This window comes from Brevibacterium sp. Mu109 (assembly GCF_900169375.1).
Classification (GTDB): domain Bacteria; phylum Actinomycetota; class Actinomycetes; order Actinomycetales; family Brevibacteriaceae; genus Brevibacterium; species Brevibacterium yomogidense_A.
On record NZ_FXZF01000013.1, the window covers coordinates 14,951 to 38,696 of the forward strand.

Sequence of the window (23,746 nt, forward strand, 5' to 3'; positions counted from 1 at the left end):
GTGCGGCGTGCGGTGTTGCTGATCAGTGTCCCGGCCAGCCGACTGACCAGTCCGCAGATCAGTCGGGCAGCACTGCCTCCGCCTCAGCGGAGTCGAGGCCCGCGCTCTCGTCGACCGCGGCCTCCTCCTCGAGCGAGAAGCCGTCGTCCTCGAGGAGTGCCTTCGACGTCGTCGCCGCCTTCTGCTCGTCCTCGACGACCGTGAACAGGATGGTCTCCGTGAACTCGCGGTCGTACCGGTCCGTGCCGGTCACCTCGGCGGTGTGCGTGCCCAGGTCGAGGTCGGACGGGATCTCTGCGCGCCACAGGTGCGAGCTCGTCTGGCCGACCCCGCCGGAGGTCCGCAGGTTCTGCGAGGCGGTGTACGGATCCGTGTACTCCCAGCCCTTGCGCAGCTCCTCGCCCTCACCGGGCTGCGTGTGCTCGGCGACGACGGGGCTCGTGCTGTCGAAGCTCACCTCGACGCTCGCGTCGCTCGTCCCGGCGAGGAAGCTCGATGTCAGCCAGGTGTCGCCCTCGGCCAGGTCGTCGCGGGTGACGACGCGCTCGGAGATCGCCTCCGGCTCTTCGCCCTCCTTGTCCGCGTCCTGCCAGTCCTGCGCCTCCTGCGCCCAGTCGCGCCACTCGGGGGAGTTCACGCCGAGCAGCAGCTGGTGGTCGTCGGACTCGTTGCGTACCGTGTAGCGCTCGCTGCGGTCGGCACCGTCGAACTCGAGGGTGAGGATGCCGGGCTCGGATGCGTCGGAGGTGAAGGCGTACGGGAGGCCGTCGGCGTTGAGTCCGCCCGAGTACCAGTCGCCGGAGACCGCGCCGGCGACGATCTGGGTGTGCGAGAGCTCGTCGATGCCCTCTGCGGCCCATTCGGCGCGCTGCTCGCCGGCGACCAGGTTCTCCTGCGTGTGCGTGTGGCCGCCCACTGTCACCGCGTTGGGGTAGTCCGCGATGATGTCGTAGAAATCAGTCGCGTTCTGGATGACCGCGCTGCGGTGTGTGACGACCGGCACGTGCGACGCGATGACGACGTGCGCGTTCTCCGGCACGTTGGCCAGGTCGTTCTCGAGCCATTCGAGCTGATCTTCGCTGAACCTCTCCGTGTACTTGTGCGTCGACTCGTCACCGGAGTAGTCGATGCCGTCCAGCACGACGAAGTGCGTCTCGCCCACGTCGTAGGAGAAGTGGGACGGACCGAACTGATCGCGGAACGTGTCGAGCGAGTGCGCGTCGTCCTCCGAGTCGAAGTCCATGTCGTGGTTGCCGGGAGCGGCGCGGACGGGACCGTTGACATCCGAGTAGATGTCGCGGAGGTCGTCGTTGAGGCTCAGGTCGTCGCCGACGTTGTCGCCCAGGAGGAGGACGCCGCACGCCCCATAGTCGTCGCGCTCGACGAGGTCGCGCACCGCACCGTCCCGTGCGTAGCCCATCTCCGTCTTGTCGTACGCCTGGGTGTCGGACGCGATCGCGCAGTCCTGCTCCGCCTGAGCGGTCCCCTGGGACTCGATCATCGGGAAGTTCACGGCCCGCGGCGTGTCGCCGGTGGGCTCGATGCCCCCGTACTTCAGATCCGGCGAGCCCTCCGGCATGTGGTTGTAGCTGAACTGCGCGAAGTTGTCCGAGTCGACGGGCACCTGCCAGCCGGGGGGCTGGGTGACGGAGACCGTCATGTTGTCGCGGACGGGCAGCTCGTACGTGCCCTCGCCGTCGGTCTGCACGACGTCGATGCCGTTGGACACCGCGACGCCGGGCACGCCGCGCTCGTCCTCGTCGAGCTTCGAGTTCTGGTTCACATCGTCGAACACCTGCCCCTCGAGGACCTCGGCGTCGTCGGCCTCACCGCGATCGACCTCGACGTGTCCCTCGTAGAGCTCTGCGGGCGGATCGGCGGCCTGGGCCGGTGCGAGCGGTGCCATCAGCGTGAGAGCGGCGACTGCGCTCACACCCGTCACCGCGGATGACAGGAATCGTCTCTGGTGCATGTTCTGGTCCTCTTCTCAGCAAGTTGGATGCGTGCCGAGAGAAGACGCTATGGAGGCTGAAAGACGATGGAGCGGAGATGCTCTGACCAGCGGATGAACGGTGATCATTCAGGAGTTGAGCAGATGTTGAAGGATCAGGCTTCCGGTTTTCCGAGCGTCTCGACCGATCCGCACGGCGGCAACGCTGCGGACGCTTCAGTGTGCGTCACCTCAGGGATTCGACCGCCGTATCGACGACGTGCTCCGCGATGGCCAGCGAGCTCGTGGCGCCCGGCGACGGCGCATTGCGCACCTGGGTGAGACGACCGCGGGAGGTGATGACGAAGTCGTCCACGAGCGTGCCGTCCGGATTCATCGCCTGGGCGCGCACGCCGCGGGGTCCCGGACTCACGGCGTCGGCATCCAGCGTCGGCACGAACTTCTGCGCCTCCGCGATGAACGCCTGCGGGCTCAGCGCGGTGCGCGCTTCGCGCGCCGCTGCGCGCAGGTTCTGCGACGCGAACTTCCAGAAGCCCTTGTAGCCCAGCGTCCGGCCCAGGTCGCCGAGGTCGATCCCGCCGATCGGGCCGATCTTCCGCTCGTACTTCTCACGGCCCAGCGAGAGGAACGCGTTCGGGCCCAGCATGAGCGACCCGTCGATGCCCCGCGTGAGGTGGACTCCCAGGAACGGGTACGCAGGATCCGGCACGGGGTAGATGAGGCCCTTGACGACCTCGGCGGCGGGGCCCTGCGCGACGAAGTAGTCGCCGTAGAAGGGGACGATCCGCGGCTCCTCCTCGAGTCCGCTCGCCACGGCGAGCCGGTCCGACTGGAGGCCCGCACAGGTGACGGCGAGGTCGAAGGTGCCGCCGTCCTCGGTGATCTTCGACCCCTGCGCGCCAGGCAGCGCGAGCATGACCCGGACCTCGGAGGACAGCGTGTCGAGGCGGGCGACCTCGGAGTCGAACCGGATCACGCCGCCGGCGGCCTCCAGGTCCCGTCCCAGCGATTGGGTGAGAGCGGCGTAGTCGATGATCGCGGTGTGCGGTGAGTGCAGGGCGAGGACGCCGCGGACGTTCGGTTCGACCTCGCGCATCCGGTGCCGGTCGAGCAGCTGCACGTGCGGCACGCCGTTGGCCTTCGCGCGCTCGAAGATCGCCTCGAGGCGGTCGACCTCGTCCGTGTCCTGCGCGACGACGAGCTTGCCGCACTCGTCGTAGGGGATGCCGTTCTCCACGGCGTAGCGGATGAGCTTCTCCACGCCCGTGCGGCACAGCCGTGCCTTGAGCGATCCGGGCTCGTAGTAGAGGCCCGCGTGCACGACGCCGGAGTTGTGTCCGGTCTGATGCGCGGCGAGGGTGGATTCCTTCTCGAACAGGGTCACGGTGGCGTCGTCGAAGCGGTGGGCGAGCTCGCGGGCGACGGCGGTGCCGATGATCCCGCCGCCCACCACGGCGATGCGCTGGGGCTGTCCTCTCATGTGGTCAGTCTTGCAGAGTGGCGGAGGATATGGCGGGGATTCAGCGAGCGGCGCTGACGGAGGGCACAGTGTCGTGTCAGCATGGAGGTGACGGGCGGCGGGCACGCCGTCCTGCACCGAGCCACACCGGAGGAGGAGCCATGACCGATACAGGCGAGGATCCGATGGACGCAGCGCACTCCGACGACCCCACCCTCGCGGAGCCGACGCCCGGCGAGATCCGCGACGCCGCCGCCGAGGCCGGAGAGACTCCGGGGATCGGCGAGGAGCTGGCGGATCGGGACACGGCAGACGGCCTCGGCGTGACCGAACCCGGTGCGGAGGGTCCTGAGGGCACGGGGATCGAGGGTGCGGACGACGCAATGGTGGACCTGGAGGACGACGCCGGGCCGATCGGTGACGCCTCCGGTTCCGTGAGCGACGCTTCCCCTGACCTCGAGACGGCCGCTGACCAGGGCAATCGCGAGGGCGACGAGATACTGGCGGAGGGCGACGACCCGGACGCACCGTGAGAGCGGCGTCCGGGATACTGGGAGCGTGACAGACCCGAACCCGGACAGCCTCGTCGTCGAAGGCGAGAACCTCGCCGTCCTGCGCGCCCTGCTCCCGGTGCACCGCGGCACGGTCAAGGTCGTCTACATCGACCCGCCGTACAACACCGGCAATGCGCACGTGTACCGCGACCGGTTCGGCGCATCCGGGCCGGCGACGGGCGCGGCGAGTCATGCCGCATGGCTGGCGTTCATGCGTCCGCGGCTCGAGCTCGCCCGTGAGTTCCTGCGCGAGGACGGCGTGCTGTTCCTCCACATCGACGACCGGGAATCGGCGTACGCGCAGATCCTCGGCCATGAGGTGTTCGGGGAGCACAACAGCCTGGGCACGCTCATCCATCAGCGGGCCAAGGGCGGCGGGAACGCCCGCATGTTCGTCCGCGGCCACGACTACATCCACCTCTGGGGGAAGGATGCGGAGCAGGTCGCGCCCTTCGTGACGGAAAAGAAGCCGCCCGCCCGCTACGAGACCATCGACGGCAGACGCATGCTCGTCGACGACGACTTCCTCCGCGTGAGCTTCGGCCGCTACCGGCGCGGCGAGGAGCGTCGCCTCATGTACGAGGACATCGAAGCCGTCCGCGGGATCGCGAAGAAGGTGGAGGTGGATGCGCACCTGGCCTCCGGCGACTACATGCTGCGGCCGTGGGGGGACCCCGATCCGGCCACGGGCGGGCGCAAGCATGCGGTGCTGCGCCTGACCCCCGCCGAGCAGGCGACGTCCAAGCTCTACTCGATCATCCGCGTCATGAACGCCGACGGGAGCGCCGACCTCGACTCCCTGGGGCTGGGCGGCGTCTTCGGCTACCCCAAGCCCGTCGAACTGCTGCGCATCCTCATCGAGTCGCAGACGTGGTCCGACCCGGATGCGATCGTTCTGGACTTCTTCGCGGGCTCCGGCACGACTGCAGAAGCAGTCATGCGTGCCAACCTGCGCGACGGCGGCCGTCGCCGTTTCCTCCTCGTCCAGGTCGCGGAACCGCTGCGGACCGCATACTCGTCGACGGGCGGACGCACGATGGCCGCGGCTCTGACCCGAGGACCCGAGGCGGCAGAGACGACAGCGAAGACAGGTGATGAGGGCGCGGGGGCCTCCGGAGCTTCTGCGGAGGACCCGGGTGCTGGGCACACCGGCACGTCGGCCACGGGGCCAGCCGGGGCCTCGGCGGCGTTCGCCACGATCTCCGCCTTCTGCGCGGAGAGGGTGCGGTGCGCGGCCGCGGCGCACGAGGAGGCGGGAGGTGCGCCCGTGGCAGTGCGATTCCTCGACCAGGAGGAGCTGTGACCTCTCGCACTTCCCACCGCTCCGGGGTTAGTCTTCCACCATGTGCATGACCTACACTGGCGCATGACCTGCACTGACGATGACGTCACGACCGGAGGAGCCCGCCATGAGCAAGCCGACCGACAGCCACTCCCCGCGCGCGGAGGTGAGCGGCACAGGCCTTGTGAAGGTTCTCAGCAGCTGGGATGCCCTGTTCGTGGGATTCGGGGCGATGATCGGCTTCGGCTGGATCGTGCTGACCTCCGGCTGGCTCCAGAGCGCCGGCACACTGGGTGCGATGCTCGCATTCGCCGCCGGCGGCGTCATCATGATCTTCGTCGGACTCGTGTACTCGGAGCTCGTGGCGGCGATGCCGTTCGCCGGCGGTGAGCACAACTACCTGCTGCGCGGCATGGGCCCACGGGCGGCGGTATTCGGATCCTGGGCGATCGCCGGCGGCTACATCTCCGTCGTGATGTTCGAAGCCGTGGCGATCCCGCAGACCGTCGAGTACATCTTCCCGAACCTCTCGCAGATCTACCTGTGGAACTTCGCGGGCTCCGACGTCTACCTCACGTGGGCGCTCGTCGGATCCGCAGCGGCACTCATCATCGGCCTGATCAACATCCGCGGCATCAAGACGGCCTCGCTGGTCCAGACGTTCGTCGTGAGCTTCCTGCTGATCGTCGGCCTCCTGCTGATCTTCGGCACCGCTGTGGGTGCCGAGCCGTCCAACGCACAGCCGCTCTTCACCGGCGGTGTGCCCGGCATGATCGCAGTGCTGGTCGCAGTGCCCTTCCTCTTCGTGGGCTTCGACGTCATTCCGCAGTCCGCGGAGGAGGTGAAGGTGCCACCACGGCGGATCGGCGCACTCGTCGTCGTCTCCGTCCTCATGGCGATCGTCTGGTACCTGCTCATCATCTTCACGTCGTCGATGGCGATCCCGTCGTCCGACCTCGCGAACTACGAACTCGTGACGGCGGATGCGCTGGCGATCCTGCTGGGCCACGAGATCTGGGGCACCATCGTCATCGCCGGCGGTCTCGCGGGCATCATCACCTCATGGAACGCCTTCCTGATCGGCGCGTCGCGCCTCATGTTCTCCATGGCGCGGGCGCGGATGATCCCACTGTGGTTCGGGAAGCTGCACCCGAAGTACCGCACCCCATCGAACGCGGTGATCTTCATCAGCGCGCTCGCATTCATCGCTCCGTTCCTGGGATCGGGGATGCTGGGCTGGATCGTCGACGCCGGATCGCCGGCGATCATCATCGCCTACTTCATGGTGTCGGTCGTGTTCCTGGTCCTCCGGAAGAACGAGCCGCGCATGGACCGTCCGATGCGGGTGGGCGGACGAGGGAACGCCGGCGGCACGGTGATCGGCGTCCTGTCCGTCGTCCTCACCGCGCTGCTGCTGTTCATCTACATCCCGGTCACGCCCTGGTCGGCGCAGCTGGGCTGGCCCTCGTGGGTGATGTTCGGTGCGTGGATGCTGCTGGGCATCTACTTCATCGCGCGCCTGCCGGGCGGCATCAAGCCGGGGGAGAAGGCGGAGGAGGATCTCATCGCCGCCGTGAAGGCGAAGCGCGGGGAGACATGAGGGCTGAGGGCGGCACGGGGGCTCGATCCCGCGTCCGCCGTCCCCGAGCGACCCAACGTGAGCCACTCACCAGAGCGACAACTTCCACGTGCCAGCCACCAAGCACCAAGCACCAGCTTTCATCAGACCGCACATCTTCTTTCATATGCGGTCTGATCAAAGCTGGTGGGTGGCGGGGAGAGTGGGTGGCGGGGAGGGTGCCTGCTGGAGGAGCGGGACCCTCTGCAGGGTCCTGACCAGCCTCACACTGAGCCCCCGCCCGGCCTCACACTCGACTTCGCACTCACCCCCGAACCGAGTCGAGGTCAGGCGGCGCCGGTCGATGCCTTCAGCGCCGTGATCTCGTCAGCGGTGAGTCCGGCCGAGGCCAGCAGCTCCTCCGTGTGCTCGCCCACGCGGGGTGCACGGGCCGGCTGCACATACGGTTCGCCGCCGCCGCGCACGGTGCCGGCCTCAGTCGCACCGGCCGCAGCCGTCTCGGTACTCGCACCAGTACCCGCCTCAGCACCAGCCTCTGCTCCCCCGGCCCACGACGCGCCGCCGAGGTCCGCGAAGCGCGGTGCCGGTGCAGGCTGGCGGACGTCCGCCTCATCCCGATAGAAGAGGTCACGGGCGACGTTGTGGGGGGCGGCCTCGGCCTCGGCCCACGACCGGATCCCCATCGTGCACGCGTCAGAGCCCGCGAACAGCTCGTCCAGCTCGGCACGCGTCCGCGCCGCGATGGCCTCGGTGAAGACGGCGCGCTGTGCGGCCCAGTGCTTCGGGTGCCGGTGCTCCCCCGGGCTCATCGCGGGCAGGCGGTCAGCGATCCCCATCTTCTCGACGAACTCCGCGTAGAACTGCGGTTCGATGCAGCCGACGCTCACGAAGTCGTCGTCGGCCGTGCGGTACACGTCGTAGAACGGGGCGCCGGAGTCCAGCAGGTTGCGGCCGCGACCCTCGCGCCACAGCCCCTGCGCCTCGAATCCGAACTGCATCGCCCACAGCAGGTTGGCCCCGTCGCCCATCGTGGCGTCGACGACTGCGCCGGTGCCGGACGTCCGTGCCCGCAGCAGCGCGGCGACGATGCCCAGTGCCAGCTGCATGCCGCCGCCCCCGAAGTCGCCGGCCAGGTTCGCAGGGAACTGCGGAGCCTCGTCGGCGCGTCCCAGCTGCGCGAGGAGTCCGGAACCCGCGATGTAGTTCATGTCGTGACCGGCTCGGTGGGAATCGGGGCCCGTCTGCCCCCAACCGGTGACGCGTCCGTAGACGAGTGCGGGGTTCTCCGTCATGAGGTCCTCGGGGCCCAGGCCCATCCGCTCGGCGACACCGGGCCGGAACCCTTCGACCACGCCGTCCGCCGTGCGCGCCAGGCGGCGCACCGCGTCGACGCCCTCAGGGGATTTGAGGTCGAGCACGATCGAGCGCTTCCCTCGGTCCAGCACCGGGTTCACCGGGTCCATGCCGACTCCGTTGCGGTTGCCGGCGGCTTCCTGGGGACGGTGGACGCGGATGAGCTCCGCGCCCAGGTCTGCGAGCACCATGCTGGCGAACGGACCCGGCCCGATCCCGCCGAGGTCGATGATGCGGATCCCGTCGAGCGGCAGCGGAGGGGTGGTGGGTTCAGTCATGACGACTCCTTCGTCGAGAGGCTGCGGGCGCAGCCCGTGACACGCACTGGGCGAACGATTGCTAAGTTGGACACTAGACTTCCGCTCAGCGGCGGGCAAGACGGCCGATGCCGATCCTCGCCCGTGCAATCCGACAGTCCATCCCAGCCAGCCCATCCGAACCAGCCGGCTCAGCCAGGCTGCGCCTCACCCCAGGAGACCCGACGCACCGTGACCGTTTTCCCCGCCTTCGTCGCCACCCCGCAGATCCGCTGGTCGGACCTCGACCTGCTGGGACATGTGAACAACGCCCGCATCGTCACGCTCATCGAGCAGGCCCGCATCGACTGGCTCAACACGATGCGCGACCGCGAGTCGATCGCCGCGCCCAAGCTGGTGGCCCGCGTCGAACTCAACTACCGCACGCCGGTCCTCTACGGCCCCGAACTCCAGGTGCAGCTGGGGATCGGCCGCGTGGGCGGATCCTCGTTCACCATCACGTGCCGCGGCATCCAGGATGAGACCGTCGTGTTCGACGGGCTCAACGTCATGGTCATCCTCGATCGTGAGACCCAGCGGCCGACGCGCATCCCTGACGTCGACAGGGAGTTCCTCTCCCAGTTCGGCACGTTCGACCCGGCACACGTCATGGATGTCTCCGCAGCACCGCTCGCCGCGGCTGCGGGCTGAGCATACGACTCACATCCCCAGCGACACTCCGTCGCGCATCCCGAACCGCTGCGCCAGCACGTCGCGGGCAGCATGGAACCCGGCCATCCCGTGGACGCCGGGCCCAGGCGTCGTCGCCGCGGAGCACAGGTACGCCGAGGTCCCGGCAAGCCTCTTCGTCTCCCACGCCCACCGCGGCCGTGCGACGAGTCGGGCGAGCCCCAGCCGCCCGCCGCTGATGTCCCCGCCGACGAGGTTCGCGTTGTGCTCCGCCATCCGGCTGGCGGGCGTGCCCCGCACCGCGACGATCCGCTCCCGGAAGCCGGGGGCGAACCGCTCGATCTGTGCGAGCACGAACCGCGTCGGGTCGATCGGGCAGTCGGCGGGCACGTGCGCGTAGGCCCACACGGGTCGCAGCCCGCCCACCACGCGTGACGGATCGAACCGCCCCGGATCGCTGACCAGGACCACGGGCCGGGCAGGCATCCGACCGGCGACGACCTGCGCCTCCGCCGCGGCCATCTCCGCACGCGTCCCGCCGACGTGCACGGTCCCCGCATCGCCGAGGCGCGGATCGCCCCACGGGATCGGCCCGTCGATCACCAGGTCGACCTTCGCCGCTCCCGGCCCGTGCCCCAGGCCCCGCAGCCCCTGGCGCACACGCGCAGGGAGAGCGTCGCCGAGGACGGCGGCAGCGGCCTCGGCGGTGGTGTCGAAGAGGACTGCACGGGCGGGCGGGAGGTCCTCGACGGACCGGACCCGGACATCGGTGCGGACCTCTCCGCCGTGGGCCGTGAGGTCTGCGACGAGCGCGTTGGTGATCACCTGCGAGCCACCCACGGGGATCGGCCACCCCTCGCCATGGGCGAGCGTGGCGAGCAGCAGGCCGGTGCCGGCCGTCGTGAGTGAGGGCTGGCGTCCGATCGCGTGGGTCGCGACCCCGGTGAGCAGGGCCTTCGCCGCCTCGGTGCGCCACGGCAGGTTCCACAGGGCAGTGCCCTCGCTCCCGACGCGGAGGCCGAAGGAGCCCAGCGCGCGGATCGCGGTGAGCCGATCGGCACTGCGCGGTCCGGCGGGGGCGTCGCGACGGACGCCGACGCCGCCCCGGCCACTCGAACCGCTCGTGAGCGGCAGCGAACGCTTGTCGCCCAGTGCTGCGGCGACGATCGCGTCCGGGGCGGCGAGCAGAGGGCGGAAGAACCGCTCCCATGCGCGGCCGTCGAGCCCCAGGCCGGCCGCCGTGCGCCCGAGGTCCCGGTGGGCGAGCGCTGCCGGTCCCGTACCGAACGGCTGGCCGTAGGAGACCTCCGGGGTGACGAGTTCGACGCCGCGGCCGCGAAGGTCGAACTCGCGGAAGAACGGGCTCGCGACGGCCAGGGGATGCACCGCGGAGCAGAGGTCGTGCGTGAGACCGGGCGCCAGTCCCAGATCGAGGGTGCGGGCGCCGCCGCCCAGCGTCGATTCGGCCTCGAGGACGAGTACGGACAGACCCGCCCGCGCCAGGACGACCGCGGCGGCGAGCCCATTGGGACCGGAACCGACGATGACCGCATCGACGTCACACGCAGGACCGGCACTCATGGCGTCATCGTAGTGCGGCCGTCGCGCACACCAGCGCTGCGGAGCCGCCGCATCTCGACCTCGCGGCTTCCACCTTCACGAAATCAGGTCATTGACGTAATTACGTAGTTTCGTACTATGGAGGCATGAGCACTCCCCCTGACGAGGCACTCCGCACTCGGATCTCCGAACTCGAGGCGCGCGTGGGTCGTCTCGAAGAAGAGGGCGAGCGCGCGGAGCGCCGCGAGGACAGCGAGCGCACGCCTCCGGATCCGGGCCCCGAACAGACGGGCCACACACCGGCAGAGACCGCTGAGTCGGAGACCGCTGCCATCGGCCCCGCGTCCCCCGATCCCGCCCGGCAGGCCGACGATGACGACCCCTACTGGGTGCTCGCGGGCCTGGAGGATCGCTACCCGGACGATGACGTCGTCCTCTACGGCGGCACGATGTCCACCGACGGCGGCGGCTACCGCTGGCAGTATGGCCTGCCGACGCAGACGGTGCTCGACGGCGACTTCGCCGACGCCGCGCCCGCCCTCAGCGCGCTGGCCCACCCCGTGCGCCTCGCGCTGCTGCAGGCCGTGCTCACCGGCACGCACGCGACCGCAGACCTCGCTGCTCTGCCGGGCCTGGGCACGAGCGGACAGGTCTACCACCACCTCAATCAGCTCTCCTCCGCCGGCTGGCTGCGATCGCCCCGCCGAGGCCGCTGGGAGGTCCCCGGCGAGCGCACCATCCCGCTCCTGGCCCTCGTCATGGCAGCGACCACGTAACAGTCACCACCTGCCCACCTGCCCATCCCGGCTACTCCACCTCTGCCCGCCTCTTCAGGAAGAGACGCACCATGCACACATCGCCCGCTCCCCCGAAGCCGGCGCCTCCACCGAGCGCACGACCTCCCCGCACAGCGCATCGCCCGTCTTCCCGACGCGTCGTCGCCGCGGGCGTCGCGGTCGCCTCGATGGTCGCCCTCGCGGCGTTCACCCCGTGGGAGCGCGGTCTCACCACCGCACCCTCAGGCGACGCGCACCTGGCGGCGGAGCTCGAACCGTTCCTGGACTCGGGTTACATGCGCGATGTCTCCGCCGCGGCGATCGAGCCCGACGGCACCGTCCGCTTCACCGGGTGGGGCGCCGATGAGCACGACCAGTTCGAGATCGGATCGATCACGAAGACCTTCACGGCCGCCCTGCTCTCCGACGCGATCGAGCGCGGCGAGCTGACGGCGGAGACCACGCTCGGCGAGGTGTTCGCGGAGCTGGAGGGGACCTCGGCGGGGGACCTCACGATGGAGCAGCTGGCGACCCAGCACACAGGGCTGCCGAAATCCGTCGACAGCGCCCCGATCACACAGATGTGGAAGGTCTACCTGCGACTGGACCCGTATTCCGAGGACCTGCCGTCGCTCCTCGAGCGCGCGCAGGGCTTCGACACGGACCCCGGCACGTACGTGTACTCGAACACCGGCGTCGCCCTGCTGGGGCACGCGGTCGCCCGCGCAGCCGGCACCGAGTATCCGCAGCTGGTCCACGACCGCCTCCTGGAACCTCTCGGCATGGAGGAGACGATCGTCCCGGAGTCGCCCGCGGACCTTCCGGCCGATGCTCCGGCGGGGTTCACGAACTCCGGGCTGCGCACCGGCCCGTGGACGCTGGGCGCCGAGGCGCCGTCCGGCTCCATCCGCTCCACTGCACATGACATGGCGATCTGGATGCAGGCAGTCGCCGACGGAGACGCTCCGGGCGCCGATGCCGTCGAACCGCGCACGGAGCTGGAGGACGGAGGGTCGATCTGCTACGCCTGGCACGTCACGCCCCTCGACGGCACGGACATCACGTGGCACAACGGCGGGACGGGCGGCTTCCGGTCCTATGCGGGGTACTCACCGGACGGCCGGGCGGTCGTCGTCCTGTCGAACACGGAGACGTCGGTCGACGGCGCAGCCGGGTACCTCACGACAGCTCCCGACGGCGCGGGCGGAGCGGGCGGAGCGGATGCGCAGGCCGCGCCCGAAGCCGTTCACGCAGCCGCCGACGACACGACCACGGAGGAGTGACCATGTTCCAGAGCCTCGTCATCCCGCTCATCGGCACGGTCGTCCTCCTGGGCTGGCTGGCACCCGTCGCGTGGGCGCTGCGCCCCGTCCGCACGCGTCCCGTGGAGGCCCTCCTCGGGGGCGGGCCTGCGGGTGGGTCCCAGTCGACAGCCGAGGCCGAGGTCCCACCGCAGCAGCACAGCTCCCTCGCCGCTGCGAAGGTCGCACGTGCCCTCACCCGCAACGGGCTGCTGGGGGTGCCGCTCGCAATCCTGACGGTCTTCCTCGTGGCCCGCCTGCTCTTCGACCTGCCCGGGTGGTTCCAGCTCACCTGGGTCGTGGGCATCCTCATCGCGGGCTACGCCATGTGGCGGTGCGCCCTGCTCTGGCCCGGCCCCGCGCGCGAGGAGGATCTGCGTGCGGTCGTGACGGCGCACGGGATGCGGCCGGTGGGGCTCCCCTGGGCCATGATCATCACAGCACTGGTCGTCCTCGCGGTCTGGTTCGTCCCGCCGCTCTTCTTCTGACTCCGGCCAGCCCCGACACAAGTCGGCTCCGACACCGGACGACCCTGACACACGTCGGCTCTGACACAAGTCAGCTCTGGCGCCGGACGACCGCACGCGTGCCGGATCACAGTCCTGACCGAGGAGTGGCCGGTAGTCTGGGAGTGTGAGTGGAACGGGCACGACCGAGGCGGCACGCGGCCACGCGACTCTGTTCCTCGACGTCGACGGCGTCCTCAACTCCTATCCCGTCGCAGGTCCGCGATACCTCCGGGAACGTCGCCGCACAGCACGCGCCTGGGCGTTCGAGCTCCACTACCGCCCGCAGATCGTCCGCGCGCTGGATCGCCTCGTGGAGACCCACGACGTCGACATCGTCTGGCTGTCGACGTGGTCGCATCGCTGCACCGGGGAGCTGGAGCCGGCGCTGAGATTCCGGCACTCGTTCGACGTGGTGCCGATGCCGGACGACTCCTTCAACCGGTTCGCGGGCGACCCGCAGGTGTGGTGGAAGGCGATCCACATGAGCGCGTGGCTCGATGACGATCCGGACCGCCGCGCCGTCTGGGTCGACGACGACCTCGCCGCGCCCGTCACCCGCGCGCACTTCGCCGAGCATTACCCCGACCGCCTCCTCATGGTCGCGCCGACGTTCTCCGAGGGGCTGCTGGCCTCCCACCTCCGCACGATCCGCGACTTCCTGGACCCGCGATCGCGCAGGGAGCGCCGCGCAGCCCGCCGGGCCGCCCGATCCGATCGCGCCCGCCTGCTCACGGGGAAGGCCACAGAGCCCGACACAGCGACCACCGAAGAACCCGCCGGTAGAACCGACCGGGAGGACCCGCAGTGACCATCACTCCTCCCCCACGGACGGACGATTCCCCTCTGCGCATCGGCTTCCTCGATTCCGGCCTCGGCCTGATCGGGTTCGCGGACGCACTGCTCACCCGCGCGCCGTCGACGGACCTGGTCCTCGGGATGGACCCCGCGAACAGGCCCTACGGGGCACTGACCGCGCAGCGGCTCACGGAGGTCGTCCTGGCATCCGCGAGCTCGCTCGCGCAGTGGGAACCGGACGCGATCGTCGTCGCCTGCAACACCGCCAGCGTGCACACACTCGGGGCGCTGCGCGCCCAGTTCGAACCGCGCATCCCCATCATCGGGACGGTCCCGGCGATCAAGCCGGCCGCCGCGACGAACCGCCCGTTCGCGGTGTGGGCGACGGATGCGACGACGGCCAGCGACTACCAGCGCCGCCTCATCGACGCCTTCGCCGCGGACCTGCCGGTCACGCGAGTGGCGGCGACGGGCCTCGCGGATGCGATCGATGCCGGCTCACCGGAGCGGATCGAGGCCGCCATCGCCGAGGCCGCCGCCCAGACCCCGACGGACGTCGCCTCCGTGGTGCTGGGCTGCACCCACTACGGACTGGTCGCGGATCGCATCCAGCATGCGCTGGCACTGCGCGGCATCACCGGCCTCACGCTGTTCGACTCGCCCGACGCCGTCGCCGCACAGACGCTGCGCCGCGTGCGGGCGACGCACGCCGCGGGTGTCGCGGCGGTGCCATTGGGCACCGCGACCGCACCCCTGCCCGTCCTCGCGTTGGGAGCAGACCGTGCAGCGGACGGTGGCGGACCGACCTCGGTGACGACGACCTCGGCGGCGGGGGGCTATGCGGCGGGAGGTACCGCGGCAGGCGGGTCCGGCCGCGTCCTCGCCACGTATCTGTCCGGGGAATCAGGTCGCCTGCCGGCGGTGTTGGACGGGTATACCGCGGGACGACGACTGCTTCAGAGGGAGACACCATGACGATGCCGATCGGCGGATTCCACTCCGCCGGAGACCCGGACGTGCTCACACGGATGCTGGGCCGGCTGCGGACGTCGTTCATGATCCAGGGCGGCTTCGCGATCGTCGCGGGACTGCTCTTCCTCGTCTGGCCGACAGAGTCCGCGACCGCGTTCGTCCTGGTGTTCGCGGTCTGGCTGCTGGCATCGGCGATCCTGTCGGCGATCTTCTCCGTCGTGCGCAAGCAGGGCAGTCTGCTGGGCACGCTGGTGCCGGCGGCGCTCGGCATCCTGCTCCTCTTCATCCCCGAGGCCGCGGGCGCGACGATCGTCTTCCTCACAGCCTTCGCGGCCCTGCTGGTGGGCGGACTGGCCGTCGCACTGTCGCTGAGTGTGCGGCGCATGGGCGTGAAGGGCTGGTGGATCACTCTGCTGGCCGGCGTCCTGGCCGTCGCCTACGGCTTCCTCGCCCTGTTCAACGTCGACGCCGCGCTCACCGGGCTCCTGTGGGCGCTGGGCGTGCTGCTCATCGTCATCGGCGTCGCCATCATGATGCTCGGCTGGCGGATCGGGAAGCTGGCGATCCACACTCCGGGGGTCGGCGCACCCGGCGGCTCACCCGGCGGCACGGGGCAGGGCACGCCGGGAATGCCCGGATTCGGCGGTCCCGGTGCAAGCGGTCCGGGTCGGGGCGCTCCCGGTCACGGCGGTCCTGGGCGCGGTGGACGCGACGACGACGTCATCCCCGGCGAAGAGGTCTGACTGCGCCTGGTCGGCGAGTGCTCCGGCGACCGGCGAGTGCTCCGGCGACCGGCGAGTGCTCCGGCGACCGGCGAACGCACCGGTGTCGTCACAGGACTTCACAGGACGCTCGCAGAGCGAATGAGGAATAGAACATCTGACGAGCACGTTGTTCCTGGTGACGGACTGACCACAACCGATCGTCAGAAGCAAGGAGAGTCGATGAGCACGCAGCAGCAGAGTCCGGGGCTCGGCGCAGCACCCCTTCCCTACGACCAGTTGAGGAAGGGCGCGCGCACCGCCCTCATCGTCCAGGGCGTGCTCAGCATCCTCATGGGCGTCCTGTTCCTGCTCATGCCGATGGCCTCCGCGTTCGTGGTCGCGATCTTCTTCGCCGCGTGGCTCGTGGTCAACGGCATCGTCTCGCTCATCAGCCACTTCCAGCGCGACAAGGAGCACCGCAGCGCATGGGTGCTGGTCGCCGCGATCCTCTCGATCGTCGTCGGCATCATCGCGATCTTCCTCCCCAGCAGCACGGTGCTGGCACTCGCACTGCTCGTGGGGGCATGGGCCTTCGTCGTCGGTGCCTTCGCCATCGCCGGCGCGTTCTCCCTCAAGAAGATGGGCGCCAAGCACTGGTGGGTCATGCTCCTCAACGGCATCGTCGGGATCATCGTGGGCATCGTCTTCGTCGTAAGCCCGGCGAGCGCCTTCCTCGGCTTCATCTGGGCGCTGGGCATCTTCGCCGTGGCGGACGGCATCGCAGAGATCGTCCTCGGCATCCGCATGCGCCGCGCGAAGACTGCGTGATCCTCACCTGACCCGGGAGATCGGCCGCGAGCCGCAGTCCGGTGTGATGCCGACCCTGTGCGAGGCCCTCACCGCAGACGTGCGGTGAGGGCCTCGGCCGTCCGGCGGACGGACTGGACGGACGACAGCACAGCGCCGGTGTACGGATCCGCAGCGCTGACGGCGGCGTGTGCTCGGTCCGTCTCCACCGCCTCGGCGGCAGTCGCCTTCGCTGTCCCGTCAGCCTTCGCCGTCCCATCCGCCTTCGCCGTCCCGTCCACCTCCGTGGCCACGCTCACGCCGACCGCAGCGATGGGCCTCTCCAGCACGTCGAACACCGGAACCGCGATGGTCAGGACGCCGGGAGTGACCTCGCCGTCCTCCTCGGCGTACCCGCGCCGGCGGGTCAGCGACAGCTCGGCGCTCAGCTGCGAGAACGTCCGCGGCCCGCGCCCCGTCCGGTTCACGAACTCGGCCTCGCCCTGCAGCGCGGCGAGCAGCTCCGGCTTGGGCAGATGGGCCATGATCGCGCGCCCCGTGGCCGTGAGGTAGCCGGGCAGCCGGACGCCGGCCGCGGTGATGAGGGCCAGGGACTTAGACGAGCTCTCCTTCAGCAGGTACACCGTCTCCCACCCGCGCAGGACGGCCAGCTGCGCCGTGCCGCCGGTCTCCTCCGCAAGCCGCCGCACCAGGGGCGCCGCGAGGTTCTGCAGCGGGTTCGTCCGCAGGTAGGAGGCACCCAGCTCGTGGACGCCCGGACCCAGGACGTAGCCGGCCTCGACCCGGTGGACCATGCCGAGTTCCTCGAGCACGCCCAGCAGGTCGTACACCGTGGACCGCGGCAGATCGAGCAGCCGCACGAGCGTCCCGGCGCTCACTGCCCGGTTGGACGCGGACAGCTGCCGCAGGATGGCGACACCGCGGCGCAGCGCGGGGACCTCGGCGCTCATGTGTCCAGCCCCAGTGCTGCGTACGCGTCGCGGTAGAGCGCACCGATGTCGCCGAGCGTCGTGTGGTGGCCGTCGCGCACCCGCACCTGCCCGGCGGTGACGACCGTGCGGACATCCGCCGAGGTCCCCGCCAGCACCACCTGCTCCCCCACCGACCCGTGGGTCCGAGAGCTGGCCGGGTCCACCGCGACGAGGTCGCACACACGGCCCACCTCGAACGATCCTGCGGGGAGGTCCAGGCTGCGTGCGCCCCCGGTCGTCAGCGCGTCGATCAGCTGGGCGGGGGTGAAGCGGCCGCGCTGTCCGGAGCGCAGCCTCTCGCCCGCCTCCAGGCCCTGCAGCTCCCGCAGCGCGTCGAGCACCACGTGTTGGTCGGATCCCAGAGCGATCGTGGCGCCTGCGCGCGCGAGGTCGAGCGCGGGGCCGATCCCATCCGCCAGGTCCGCCTCCGTGGAGGGGCACATGACGATCGTCGTGCCCGCTGCACCGAGCGCCGCGATGTCGCCGTCCGTCAGGTGCGTGGCGTGGACGGGCGACAGGGCGGGGCTCAGGACGCCGGCGTCCTCCAGCACTCCGGTGGGCGTGCGGCCGCATGCGGCGAGGCTCGCGTCGTTCTCCGCGGGCTGCTCGGAGAGGTGGATGTGGATGGGACCGCCAAGGTCGCGGAAGCGGGCGATGTCCGCTGCCGGCACGGCGCGCACGGAGTGGATCGCGGCCCCGAGGGTGACGAGGCGGGTAGCCGACCCCGCGTGGGCGGTGTCGTCACCTGCGTGGGCGGTGTCGTTACCTGCGTGGGCGGCATCCTCACCCATGTGGGCGACACTCTCCCCCACGTGGCCGGCGCCCTCCCCTGCGAAACGCCGGTTACCGGTTCGAAACACCGCGCTGTGCACCGGTGTTTCATACCGGTAACCGGTGTCTCGGGGATCTGCGGGGTCGCGAGCGGAGAGGGCGGCCGCGAGGTCGGCGTGCCTGCGGAGGTAGCCGTCGATGTCGCAGTCGCCGAACCGGGCCTGCTCGTCGGAGAGCTCCTCCCCGATCGCGCCGGTGAGGTAGCAGGTGTCGAGGAGGCGCATGCGGATGCCGACGTCGTCCGCGGCTGCGGCGAGCGCCAGCTCCATCGCGTGTGCGCCCCCTGCGTGGCCAGAGCCTCCACCATGACCGACGGCTCCCTCACTCGAGGCCCCCGTCTCCTGCTGTTCACCCGTCCGCTCAGATGCCGCGCCGGTTGAGTCTCCCTGCCCGTACGGCTCGCCGTCCGGGGCGTGGTGGACGTAGTGGAATTCGCCCACGCTCGTCCATCCGCCGGCGAGCATCTCCGCGAACACCGCCCGCGCCACCACGCGATACGACTCCGGAGTGAGCCGCTCGGCCACGTCGTACATGACCTCGCGCCATGTCCAGAAGGTCCCGCCGTCCGCGTGGGTGCGGCCCCGCAGCATCCGGTGGAACGCATGGGAGTGCGCGTTCACCCCACCCGGGAACACGACCCCGGACAGGTGGTGGACGGACGCACCGGAATCATCCGCGGTGATCCCAGAACCGGTGCCCCCTGCGGAAGCGACTCCGTCCGGAGGCTCTCCGTTCGGAGACCCTCCGTCCAGAAACCCTCCGTTCGGAGGCCCTCCGTCCGGAGACCCCTCTGCGGCCTCGGCGGTGGTGACCCCGACCCGCACCTCCGTGAGCACTCCCGCCTCATCGACCCGCAGCAGCACTCCGTCGCGGACAGCGCCGTCCACCCAGGCGCGCTCGCACCAGAAGGCCGAGGCCCCGGCCGGCACCGAGGCTTCCCCCAGTACCGAGATCTCACGCCGTGCCGACGTCACGACCGGCCCTCGACTCCCTTGGCCTCGGGCGCCGGCTCCTCCACTCCCGGCTCCTCCACTCCCAGCTCCATCGCGAGTGCGTCGGCGAGGGCGCGCACGCCGGCGCGCGCGTCGTCGTCCTCGCAGGCCTCCTCCGCCGCGTGGGACACCCCGGTGGGGTTGCGGACGAACAGCATCGCGGACGGCACGTGCGCGGCGAGGATGCCCGCGTCATGACCCGCACCCGTCGACTGCAGCGGCGCCTCCGGGAGCAGCGCGGACAGCCTCCGGGTGAAGTCCGCGTGGAAGTGGGTCGTCGGCGAATACGACTCCTGGTCGACGGTGAGCGAGACCTCCTGGCCCCGGTATCCGGCGCCGGAGGCTCGGTCGCGGGCGCGCGCGGCGATCTCCTCGAGGACGTCCTGCACGACCTCGTCATCGGGGTGGCGGATATCGAGCCACACGTCCATCGCGGAGGCGATGGCGTTCGTCCCGCCCGGGTGCACCCGCGTACGGCCGACCGTCGCCACCGCCCCGTCGAAGCGGCTGACGATCGTCGGGATGTCTCCGATGATGCGTGCCGCAGCGACGACCGGGTCCGCTCGGCGCGCCATGGGGGTCGTGCCCGCATGGTTGCCCTGCCCCTCGAAGCGGATGTGCCAGCGGCCGTGCCCGAGGATCGACGACCCCACCGCGACCGGCTGATCCGTGTTGATCAGTCCCACGCCCTGCTCGACGTGCAGTTCGAGGAACGAGCCGATGCGCCTCAGTCTCTCGTGGTCCCTGCCGACCCTCTGGGGGTCCAGGCCGTGGCGGGTGAGGACCTCGGCGAACGTGTCGCCGCGGTCGTCGGTCATCGCGAGCGCGCGCTTCGGCCCGACAGCCCCCGTGAGCAGGCGCGATCCGAGGCAGGAGATGCCGAACCTGGACCCCTCCTCCTCCGGGAACACCGCGATCGCGAGCGGACGGCCGGCCCGTGCGAGCCTGCCCGACTCGCGCAGCTCGTCGATGGCCGCGAGCGCCGAGGCCACACCCAGCGGGCCGTCGAACTCACCGCCGCCGGGCACCGAGTCCAGGTGGGAGCCGGTCACGACCGCGTTCTCGCCCGGCGGGGTCGCCCACGCCCACGTGATGCCGTTGTGGTCCACCTCCACGTCGAGTCCGCGGGACTCCGCCTCCGCGACGAACCATTCGCGCAGATCGTGCTCCACACGACTGAAGCCGGGGCGCAGGTAGCCGGGGCCGCGGGGGTCTCGGCCGGTGTCCGTGATCTGGGCCAGCAGGGAGACGACGTCCGTCATGGTGATCCTCCTCCAGTGCGGTGAAGCGGGTGTGCGGGTCGGGTCGGGTCGGGTCGGTGGTCCTCAGGGGGTGGTCGGGGATGCGGACGTGGTCGGGCCATCCGGTACGGCGAATTCGGGGAGCACACGCACGAGGTGGGCCGCAGCATCAGCCGCGGCGAGGATCTCACCGGATCTGACCAGCGCGATCGTCGCCTCGAGCTCCGGGCTGAGGAAGCGGTCCGGGCCCGGCCCGGGGACTTCGGGCCGCAGCCGCTCGAGCACGGCGGTGGAGACCGGCGACGGATCCTCGTCGCGCAGCTCCACTCCGCGGGAGGCGGCGTAGAGCTCGATCCCGACGACGTTCGCGAACGCGTCGACAGAGCGGCGCAGCTTGCGTGCCGCGGCCCAGCCCATCGACACGTGGTCCTCCTGCATCGCCGAGGACGGGATCGAGTCGACGCTCGCGGGCGCGGCGAGGCGCTTCATCTCCGACACGGCTCCGGCCTGCGTGTAGTGCGCGATCATGAGTCCGGAGTCCACGCCGGGGTCGTCCGCGAGGAACGGGGTCAGATCCTGGTTGCGGGACGTATCCATGAAGCGGTCGGTGCGGCGCTCAGCCATCGAGGCGACATCGGCCAGCACGACCGCCAGGAAGTCGAGCGCGTATGCAAGGGGCGCACCGTGGAAGTTCCCGTTGGAGGACACCGTGCCGTCGGGCAGGACGACGGGGTTGTCGATCGCCGCGCGCAGTTCGCGGGAAGCCGTCTGCGCAGCGAAGGACACCGCGTCACGGGCGGCTCCGTTGACCTGCGGAGCGCAGCGCAGGGAGTACGCGTCCTGGACGAGGTGCGTCGAGTCGCGGTGGCTCGCGACGATGCCGGAGTCCGTGAGCGTCGTGAGCATGTTCGCCGCGGCCTCGGCCTGCCCCGGATGGGGGCGCAGCGGGTGGTGGAGGTCCGGCTGGAAGACACGGTCCGTGCCGAGCAGCCCTTCGACGCTCATGGCGGCGGTGACGTCGACCGTCGTGAGGACGACGTCGATGTCGTGCAGGGCGAGGATCAGCATGCCGAGCATCCCGTCGGTGCCGTTGACCAGCGCGAGGCCCTCCTTCTCCCGAAGTTCGACGGGGGCGATCCCGGCAGCCGCCAGGGCCTCGGCGGCGGGGACGGGCGCGGTGGGGGTGCCGTCGTCGGCCGGCGGCCCGTGGACCTCGCCCTCGCCCATGAGGACCAGCGCGCAGGCGGACAGCGGCGCGAGGTCCCCCGAGCAGCCCAGCGACCCGTACTCGTGGACCACGGGGGTGATGCCCGCGTTGAGCAGGGCGACGTAGGTCTCGAACGTCTCCGTGCGCACGCCGGTGCGGCCGGTCGCGAGCGTGCGGGCGCGCAGGAGCATGAGGGCGCGGACGACCTCGGGCTCGACGGGTGCGCCGACACCGGCGGCATGCGAGCGGATGAGCGACTTCTGCAGCTGCGTGCGCAGGTCGTGGGGGATGTGGCGCTGGGCGAGCGCGCCGAACCCGGTGGACACGCCGTAGACCGGACGATCCGCGGTGGCGAGGGCGTCTACGGCGTCACGGGCGTCGGCGACGGAGTCCAGCACCTCGGTCGGGATCTTTACGCGTGCGCCATGGCGCGCGACGGCGACGACATCCGCGAAGCTCAGCGCCTCCGGGTCCAGTGCGACGGCTGCCGGCGCCGAGGTGCCGGTCCGGTCGCGGGGACCGGTCCCGGCGGCGGCGCGGGTGCGAGGGGTGGGAGTGTCGGTCATGGAGCCTCCTTGCGGCGGATGGGGATCCCCTCAGGTCCATCGTCGCCCATGTGGACGCGGAACGGGAGGGGTGCGAGGTGGAGAAGATCTGGGCGGTGGTCAGTGCGGTGCGGTCACTGCGCCTCTTCGCCGGCGACGAAGACGCGCTGCACCAGTGGGACTCCGGGCCGGTACATCAGCTGCACGTAGGACGGAGCGTCGAGGATCGCGAAGTCTGCGCGGGCGCCCGGGGCCAGGTGGCCGACGTCCGTGCGGTGGAGTGCGCGGGCGCCGCCCGCCGTCGCCGCGTGCAGTGCCTGGGCGGGGGTGAAGTGCATGTCGCGGACGGCGACGGCGAGGCAGAACGGCATGGAGTTCGTGAAGCTCGACCCGGGGTTGCAGTCGGTGGCCAGTGCCAGGTGCACGCCGGCCGCGACGAAGCGGCGGGCGTCCGGGTAGACCGCTCTGGTGGAGAATTCCGCGCCGGGCAGCAGGGTGGCGACGGTGCCGGCGTCGGCGAGTGCGGCGAGGTCCTCGTCCGTCGCGTGCGTCGCGTGGTCGGCGGAGGCGCAGCCGGTCCGGGCGGCGAGCTGCAGTCCGTCACCGTGGTCGAGCTGGTTCGCGTGGACGCGCGGCAGGAGGCCCGCGGTCTTCCCGGCGGTGAGGATGCGCTCCGTCTGCTTAAGCGTGAAGGCCCCGCGGTCGCAGAAGACGTCGATCCACTTCGCCGCGTCTGCCCGCGGAATGATCTCCTCGACGATGAGGTCGACGTACCCGTCCGGGTCGTCCTCGTATTCGGGCGGGACGATGTGGGCGGCGAGCAGGGTGGCCTCGCTGGTGTGGCGGGCGATGATCTCCAGGCCGCGCAGCTCGTCGGAGACCGTGAGCCCGTAGCCGGTCTTGATCTCCAGTGTGGTCGTGCCCTGGCGCCGCGCCTGGTCGACGAGGTGGACGAGGTTCGCTTCGAGCTGTGCGTCGGTGGCTGCACGCGTGGCGTTCATCGTCGTGCGGATGCCGCCGGCGGAGTAGGACTGTCCGGACATCCGGGCGGCGAACTCCTCCGTCCTGTCGCCGGCGAAGACGAGGTGGTTGTGGCTGTCGACGAAGCCGGGGATGACGGAACGGCCCGCGACGTCGACGGTGAGGTCGTCCGATGAGGCGGACGGGGCATCGGCGGCGAGGCCTGCGAAGACGACGTGACCGTCCGCGACGATGAGGACGGCGTCGTGCACGATGCCCAGCCGATCGCCTGGGTCCGTATGGTGCGCGTGGGCGGGGTCGTTCGTGACCAGCTCTGCGATGCCGGTGATGCGGGTGTTCATCGTGGCTCCTCCTGGCTGTGTGCAGGGCGGTGGGCGGGGCGGTGCACGGCGGCGGGCGCGATCGCCGACGTGATGTGAAGCCAGTATGCGCGCGTAGGAGCCGGCTGGA

At 70.6% G+C, this 23,746-nt stretch carries 20 protein-coding genes; 11 read left to right on the forward strand and 9 right to left on the reverse strand.

Annotation, left to right across the window (positions count from 1 at the left end; translation table 11 throughout):
• Window positions 1-58: 58 nt before the first annotated feature.
• Window positions 59-1,972 carry a calcineurin-like phosphoesterase family protein gene (locus BSP109_RS09335; RefSeq protein WP_101600181.1) on the reverse strand — a complete coding sequence of 638 codons (1,914 nt, stop codon included), beginning with the start codon at window positions 1,970-1,972 and terminating at the stop codon, window positions 59-61.
• A gap of 205 nt (window positions 1,973-2,177) precedes the next feature.
• Window positions 2,178-3,431 carry an L-2-hydroxyglutarate oxidase gene (gene lhgO / locus BSP109_RS09340; protein ID WP_101600183.1) on the reverse strand — a complete coding sequence of 418 codons (1,254 nt, stop codon included), beginning with the start codon at window positions 3,429-3,431 and terminating at the stop codon, window positions 2,178-2,180.
• 140 nt (window positions 3,432-3,571) lie between these two features.
• On the opposite strand from lhgO, the gene BSP109_RS09345 reads away from it, so the two are divergent.
• The 3 genes from BSP109_RS09345 (at window position 3,572) to BSP109_RS09355 (ending at window position 6,846) form a co-directional block, all read left to right on the forward strand.
• The gene (locus tag BSP109_RS09345; protein ID WP_101600186.1) at window positions 3,572-3,943 is read left to right on the forward strand and encodes a hypothetical protein; all 372 of its coding nucleotides are present in this window, start codon (window positions 3,572-3,574) and stop codon (window positions 3,941-3,943) included.
• A gap of 25 nt (window positions 3,944-3,968) precedes the next feature.
• The gene (locus BSP109_RS09350) at window positions 3,969-5,267 is read left to right on the forward strand and encodes a site-specific DNA-methyltransferase (RefSeq protein ID WP_257944631.1); all 1,299 of its coding nucleotides are present in this window, start codon (window positions 3,969-3,971) and stop codon (window positions 5,265-5,267) included.
• A 106-nt stretch (window positions 5,268-5,373) separates the two neighbouring features.
• Window positions 5,374-6,846 carry an APC family permease gene (locus tag BSP109_RS09355; RefSeq protein WP_101600189.1) on the forward strand — a complete coding sequence of 491 codons (1,473 nt, stop codon included), beginning with the start codon at window positions 5,374-5,376 and terminating at the stop codon, window positions 6,844-6,846.
• A gap of 305 nt (window positions 6,847-7,151) precedes the next feature.
• On the opposite strand, the gene BSP109_RS09360 is transcribed toward BSP109_RS09355, so the two are convergent.
• On the reverse strand, window positions 7,152-8,456 hold the full coding sequence (locus BSP109_RS09360; protein WP_101600191.1) for a CaiB/BaiF CoA-transferase family protein: 1,305 nt from the start codon (window positions 8,454-8,456) through the stop codon (window positions 7,152-7,154).
• A gap of 210 nt (window positions 8,457-8,666) precedes the next feature.
• Between BSP109_RS09360 and BSP109_RS17285 the strand changes: the two genes are divergently transcribed.
• Complete coding sequence (locus BSP109_RS17285; protein WP_180959679.1) at window positions 8,667-9,125, forward strand: thioesterase family protein; 459 nt, start codon at window positions 8,667-8,669, stop codon at window positions 9,123-9,125.
• A gap of 9 nt (window positions 9,126-9,134) precedes the next feature.
• Here BSP109_RS17285 and BSP109_RS09370 read toward each other — a convergent pair whose 3' ends face one another.
• The gene (locus tag BSP109_RS09370; protein WP_101600195.1) at window positions 9,135-10,685 is read right to left on the reverse strand and encodes an NAD(P)/FAD-dependent oxidoreductase; all 1,551 of its coding nucleotides are present in this window, start codon (window positions 10,683-10,685) and stop codon (window positions 9,135-9,137) included.
• Between the two features lie 125 nt (window positions 10,686-10,810).
• Between BSP109_RS09370 and BSP109_RS09375 the strand changes: the two genes are divergently transcribed.
• The 7 genes from BSP109_RS09375 (at window position 10,811) to BSP109_RS09405 (ending at window position 16,549) form a co-directional block, all read left to right on the forward strand.
• Complete coding sequence (locus BSP109_RS09375; protein ID WP_101600196.1) at window positions 10,811-11,440, forward strand: helix-turn-helix transcriptional regulator; 630 nt, start codon at window positions 10,811-10,813, stop codon at window positions 11,438-11,440.
• A gap of 71 nt (window positions 11,441-11,511) precedes the next feature.
• On the forward strand, window positions 11,512-12,723 hold the full coding sequence (locus BSP109_RS09380) for a serine hydrolase (RefSeq protein WP_101600198.1): 1,212 nt from the start codon (window positions 11,512-11,514) through the stop codon (window positions 12,721-12,723).
• A gap of 2 nt (window positions 12,724-12,725) precedes the next feature.
• Window positions 12,726-13,229, forward strand: coding sequence for a hypothetical protein (locus tag BSP109_RS09385; RefSeq protein WP_101600199.1), 504 nt, complete (start codon window positions 12,726-12,728; stop codon window positions 13,227-13,229).
• 145 nt (window positions 13,230-13,374) lie between these two features.
• Window positions 13,375-14,058 carry an HAD domain-containing protein gene (locus tag BSP109_RS09390; RefSeq protein ID WP_101600202.1) on the forward strand — a complete coding sequence of 228 codons (684 nt, stop codon included), beginning with the start codon at window positions 13,375-13,377 and terminating at the stop codon, window positions 14,056-14,058.
• Window positions 14,055-15,020 carry a glutamate racemase gene (locus BSP109_RS09395; protein ID WP_257944632.1) on the forward strand — a complete coding sequence of 322 codons (966 nt, stop codon included), beginning with the start codon at window positions 14,055-14,057 and terminating at the stop codon, window positions 15,018-15,020. The genes BSP109_RS09390 and BSP109_RS09395 overlap by 4 nt, the downstream gene beginning before the upstream one ends.
• A complete protein-coding gene (locus BSP109_RS17905) occupies window positions 15,017-15,760 on the forward strand; it encodes an HdeD family acid-resistance protein (protein ID WP_101600204.1) in 744 nt (247 codons plus the stop codon). Before BSP109_RS09395 ends, BSP109_RS17905 begins: the two co-directional genes overlap by 4 nt.
• Window positions 15,761-15,961: 201 nt before the next feature.
• A complete protein-coding gene (locus BSP109_RS09405; RefSeq protein ID WP_180959680.1) occupies window positions 15,962-16,549 on the forward strand; it encodes an HdeD family acid-resistance protein in 588 nt (195 codons plus the stop codon).
• A gap of 68 nt (window positions 16,550-16,617) precedes the next feature.
• On the opposite strand, the gene BSP109_RS09410 is transcribed toward BSP109_RS09405, so the two are convergent.
• From BSP109_RS09410 to hutI, 5 genes are all read right to left on the reverse strand, one after another.
• Complete coding sequence (locus tag BSP109_RS09410) at window positions 16,618-17,478, reverse strand: IclR family transcriptional regulator (protein ID WP_101600207.1); 861 nt, start codon at window positions 17,476-17,478, stop codon at window positions 16,618-16,620.
• Complete coding sequence (locus tag BSP109_RS17715) at window positions 17,475-19,304, reverse strand: amidohydrolase family protein (RefSeq protein WP_374700152.1); 1,830 nt, start codon at window positions 19,302-19,304, stop codon at window positions 17,475-17,477. The genes BSP109_RS09410 and BSP109_RS17715 overlap by 4 nt, the downstream gene beginning before the upstream one ends.
• The gene (locus tag BSP109_RS09430; protein WP_101600209.1) at window positions 19,301-20,584 is read right to left on the reverse strand and encodes an allantoate amidohydrolase; all 1,284 of its coding nucleotides are present in this window, start codon (window positions 20,582-20,584) and stop codon (window positions 19,301-19,303) included. The genes BSP109_RS17715 and BSP109_RS09430 overlap by 4 nt, the downstream gene beginning before the upstream one ends.
• A gap of 63 nt (window positions 20,585-20,647) precedes the next feature.
• The gene (gene hutH / locus BSP109_RS09435; RefSeq protein ID WP_101600210.1) at window positions 20,648-22,336 is read right to left on the reverse strand and encodes a histidine ammonia-lyase; all 1,689 of its coding nucleotides are present in this window, start codon (window positions 22,334-22,336) and stop codon (window positions 20,648-20,650) included.
• 113 nt (window positions 22,337-22,449) lie between these two features.
• A complete protein-coding gene (gene hutI / locus BSP109_RS09440) occupies window positions 22,450-23,637 on the reverse strand; it encodes an imidazolonepropionase (protein WP_101600212.1) in 1,188 nt (395 codons plus the stop codon).
• Between the last annotated feature and the right edge of the window lie 109 nt (window positions 23,638-23,746).

Excerpts from the sequence above, each read along its gene's own strand:
- BSP109_RS09335 (WP_101600181.1), bottom strand. The coding sequence starts at position 1,972 with ATGCACCAGAGACGATTCCTGTCATCCGCGGTGACGGGTGTGAGCGCA.
- lhgO (WP_101600183.1), bottom strand. The coding sequence starts at position 3,431 with ATGAGAGGACAGCCCCAGCGCATCGCCGTGGTGGGCGGCGGGATCATC.
- BSP109_RS09345 (WP_101600186.1), top strand. The coding sequence starts at position 3,572 with ATGACCGATACAGGCGAGGATCCGATGGACGCAGCGCACTCCGACGAC.
- BSP109_RS09355 (WP_101600189.1), top strand. The coding sequence starts at position 5,374 with ATGAGCAAGCCGACCGACAGCCACTCCCCGCGCGCGGAGGTGAGCGGC.
- BSP109_RS09360 (WP_101600191.1), bottom strand. The coding sequence starts at position 8,456 with ATGACTGAACCCACCACCCCTCCGCTGCCGCTCGACGGGATCCGCATC.
- BSP109_RS09370 (WP_101600195.1), bottom strand. The coding sequence starts at position 10,685 with ATGAGTGCCGGTCCTGCGTGTGACGTCGATGCGGTCATCGTCGGTTCC.
- BSP109_RS09375 (WP_101600196.1), top strand. The coding sequence starts at position 10,811 with ATGAGCACTCCCCCTGACGAGGCACTCCGCACTCGGATCTCCGAACTC.
- BSP109_RS09380 (WP_101600198.1), top strand. The coding sequence starts at position 11,512 with ATGCACACATCGCCCGCTCCCCCGAAGCCGGCGCCTCCACCGAGCGCA.
- BSP109_RS09385 (WP_101600199.1), top strand. The coding sequence starts at position 12,726 with ATGTTCCAGAGCCTCGTCATCCCGCTCATCGGCACGGTCGTCCTCCTG.
- BSP109_RS17905 (WP_101600204.1), top strand. The coding sequence starts at position 15,017 with ATGACGATGCCGATCGGCGGATTCCACTCCGCCGGAGACCCGGACGTG.
- BSP109_RS09405 (WP_180959680.1), top strand. The coding sequence starts at position 15,962 with ATGAGCACGCAGCAGCAGAGTCCGGGGCTCGGCGCAGCACCCCTTCCC.
- BSP109_RS09410 (WP_101600207.1), bottom strand. The coding sequence starts at position 17,478 with ATGAGCGCCGAGGTCCCCGCGCTGCGCCGCGGTGTCGCCATCCTGCGG.
- BSP109_RS09430 (WP_101600209.1), bottom strand. The coding sequence starts at position 20,584 with ATGACGGACGTCGTCTCCCTGCTGGCCCAGATCACGGACACCGGCCGA.
- hutH (WP_101600210.1), bottom strand. The coding sequence starts at position 22,336 with ATGACCGACACTCCCACCCCTCGCACCCGCGCCGCCGCCGGGACCGGT.
- hutI (WP_101600212.1), bottom strand. The coding sequence starts at position 23,637 with ATGAACACCCGCATCACCGGCATCGCAGAGCTGGTCACGAACGACCCC.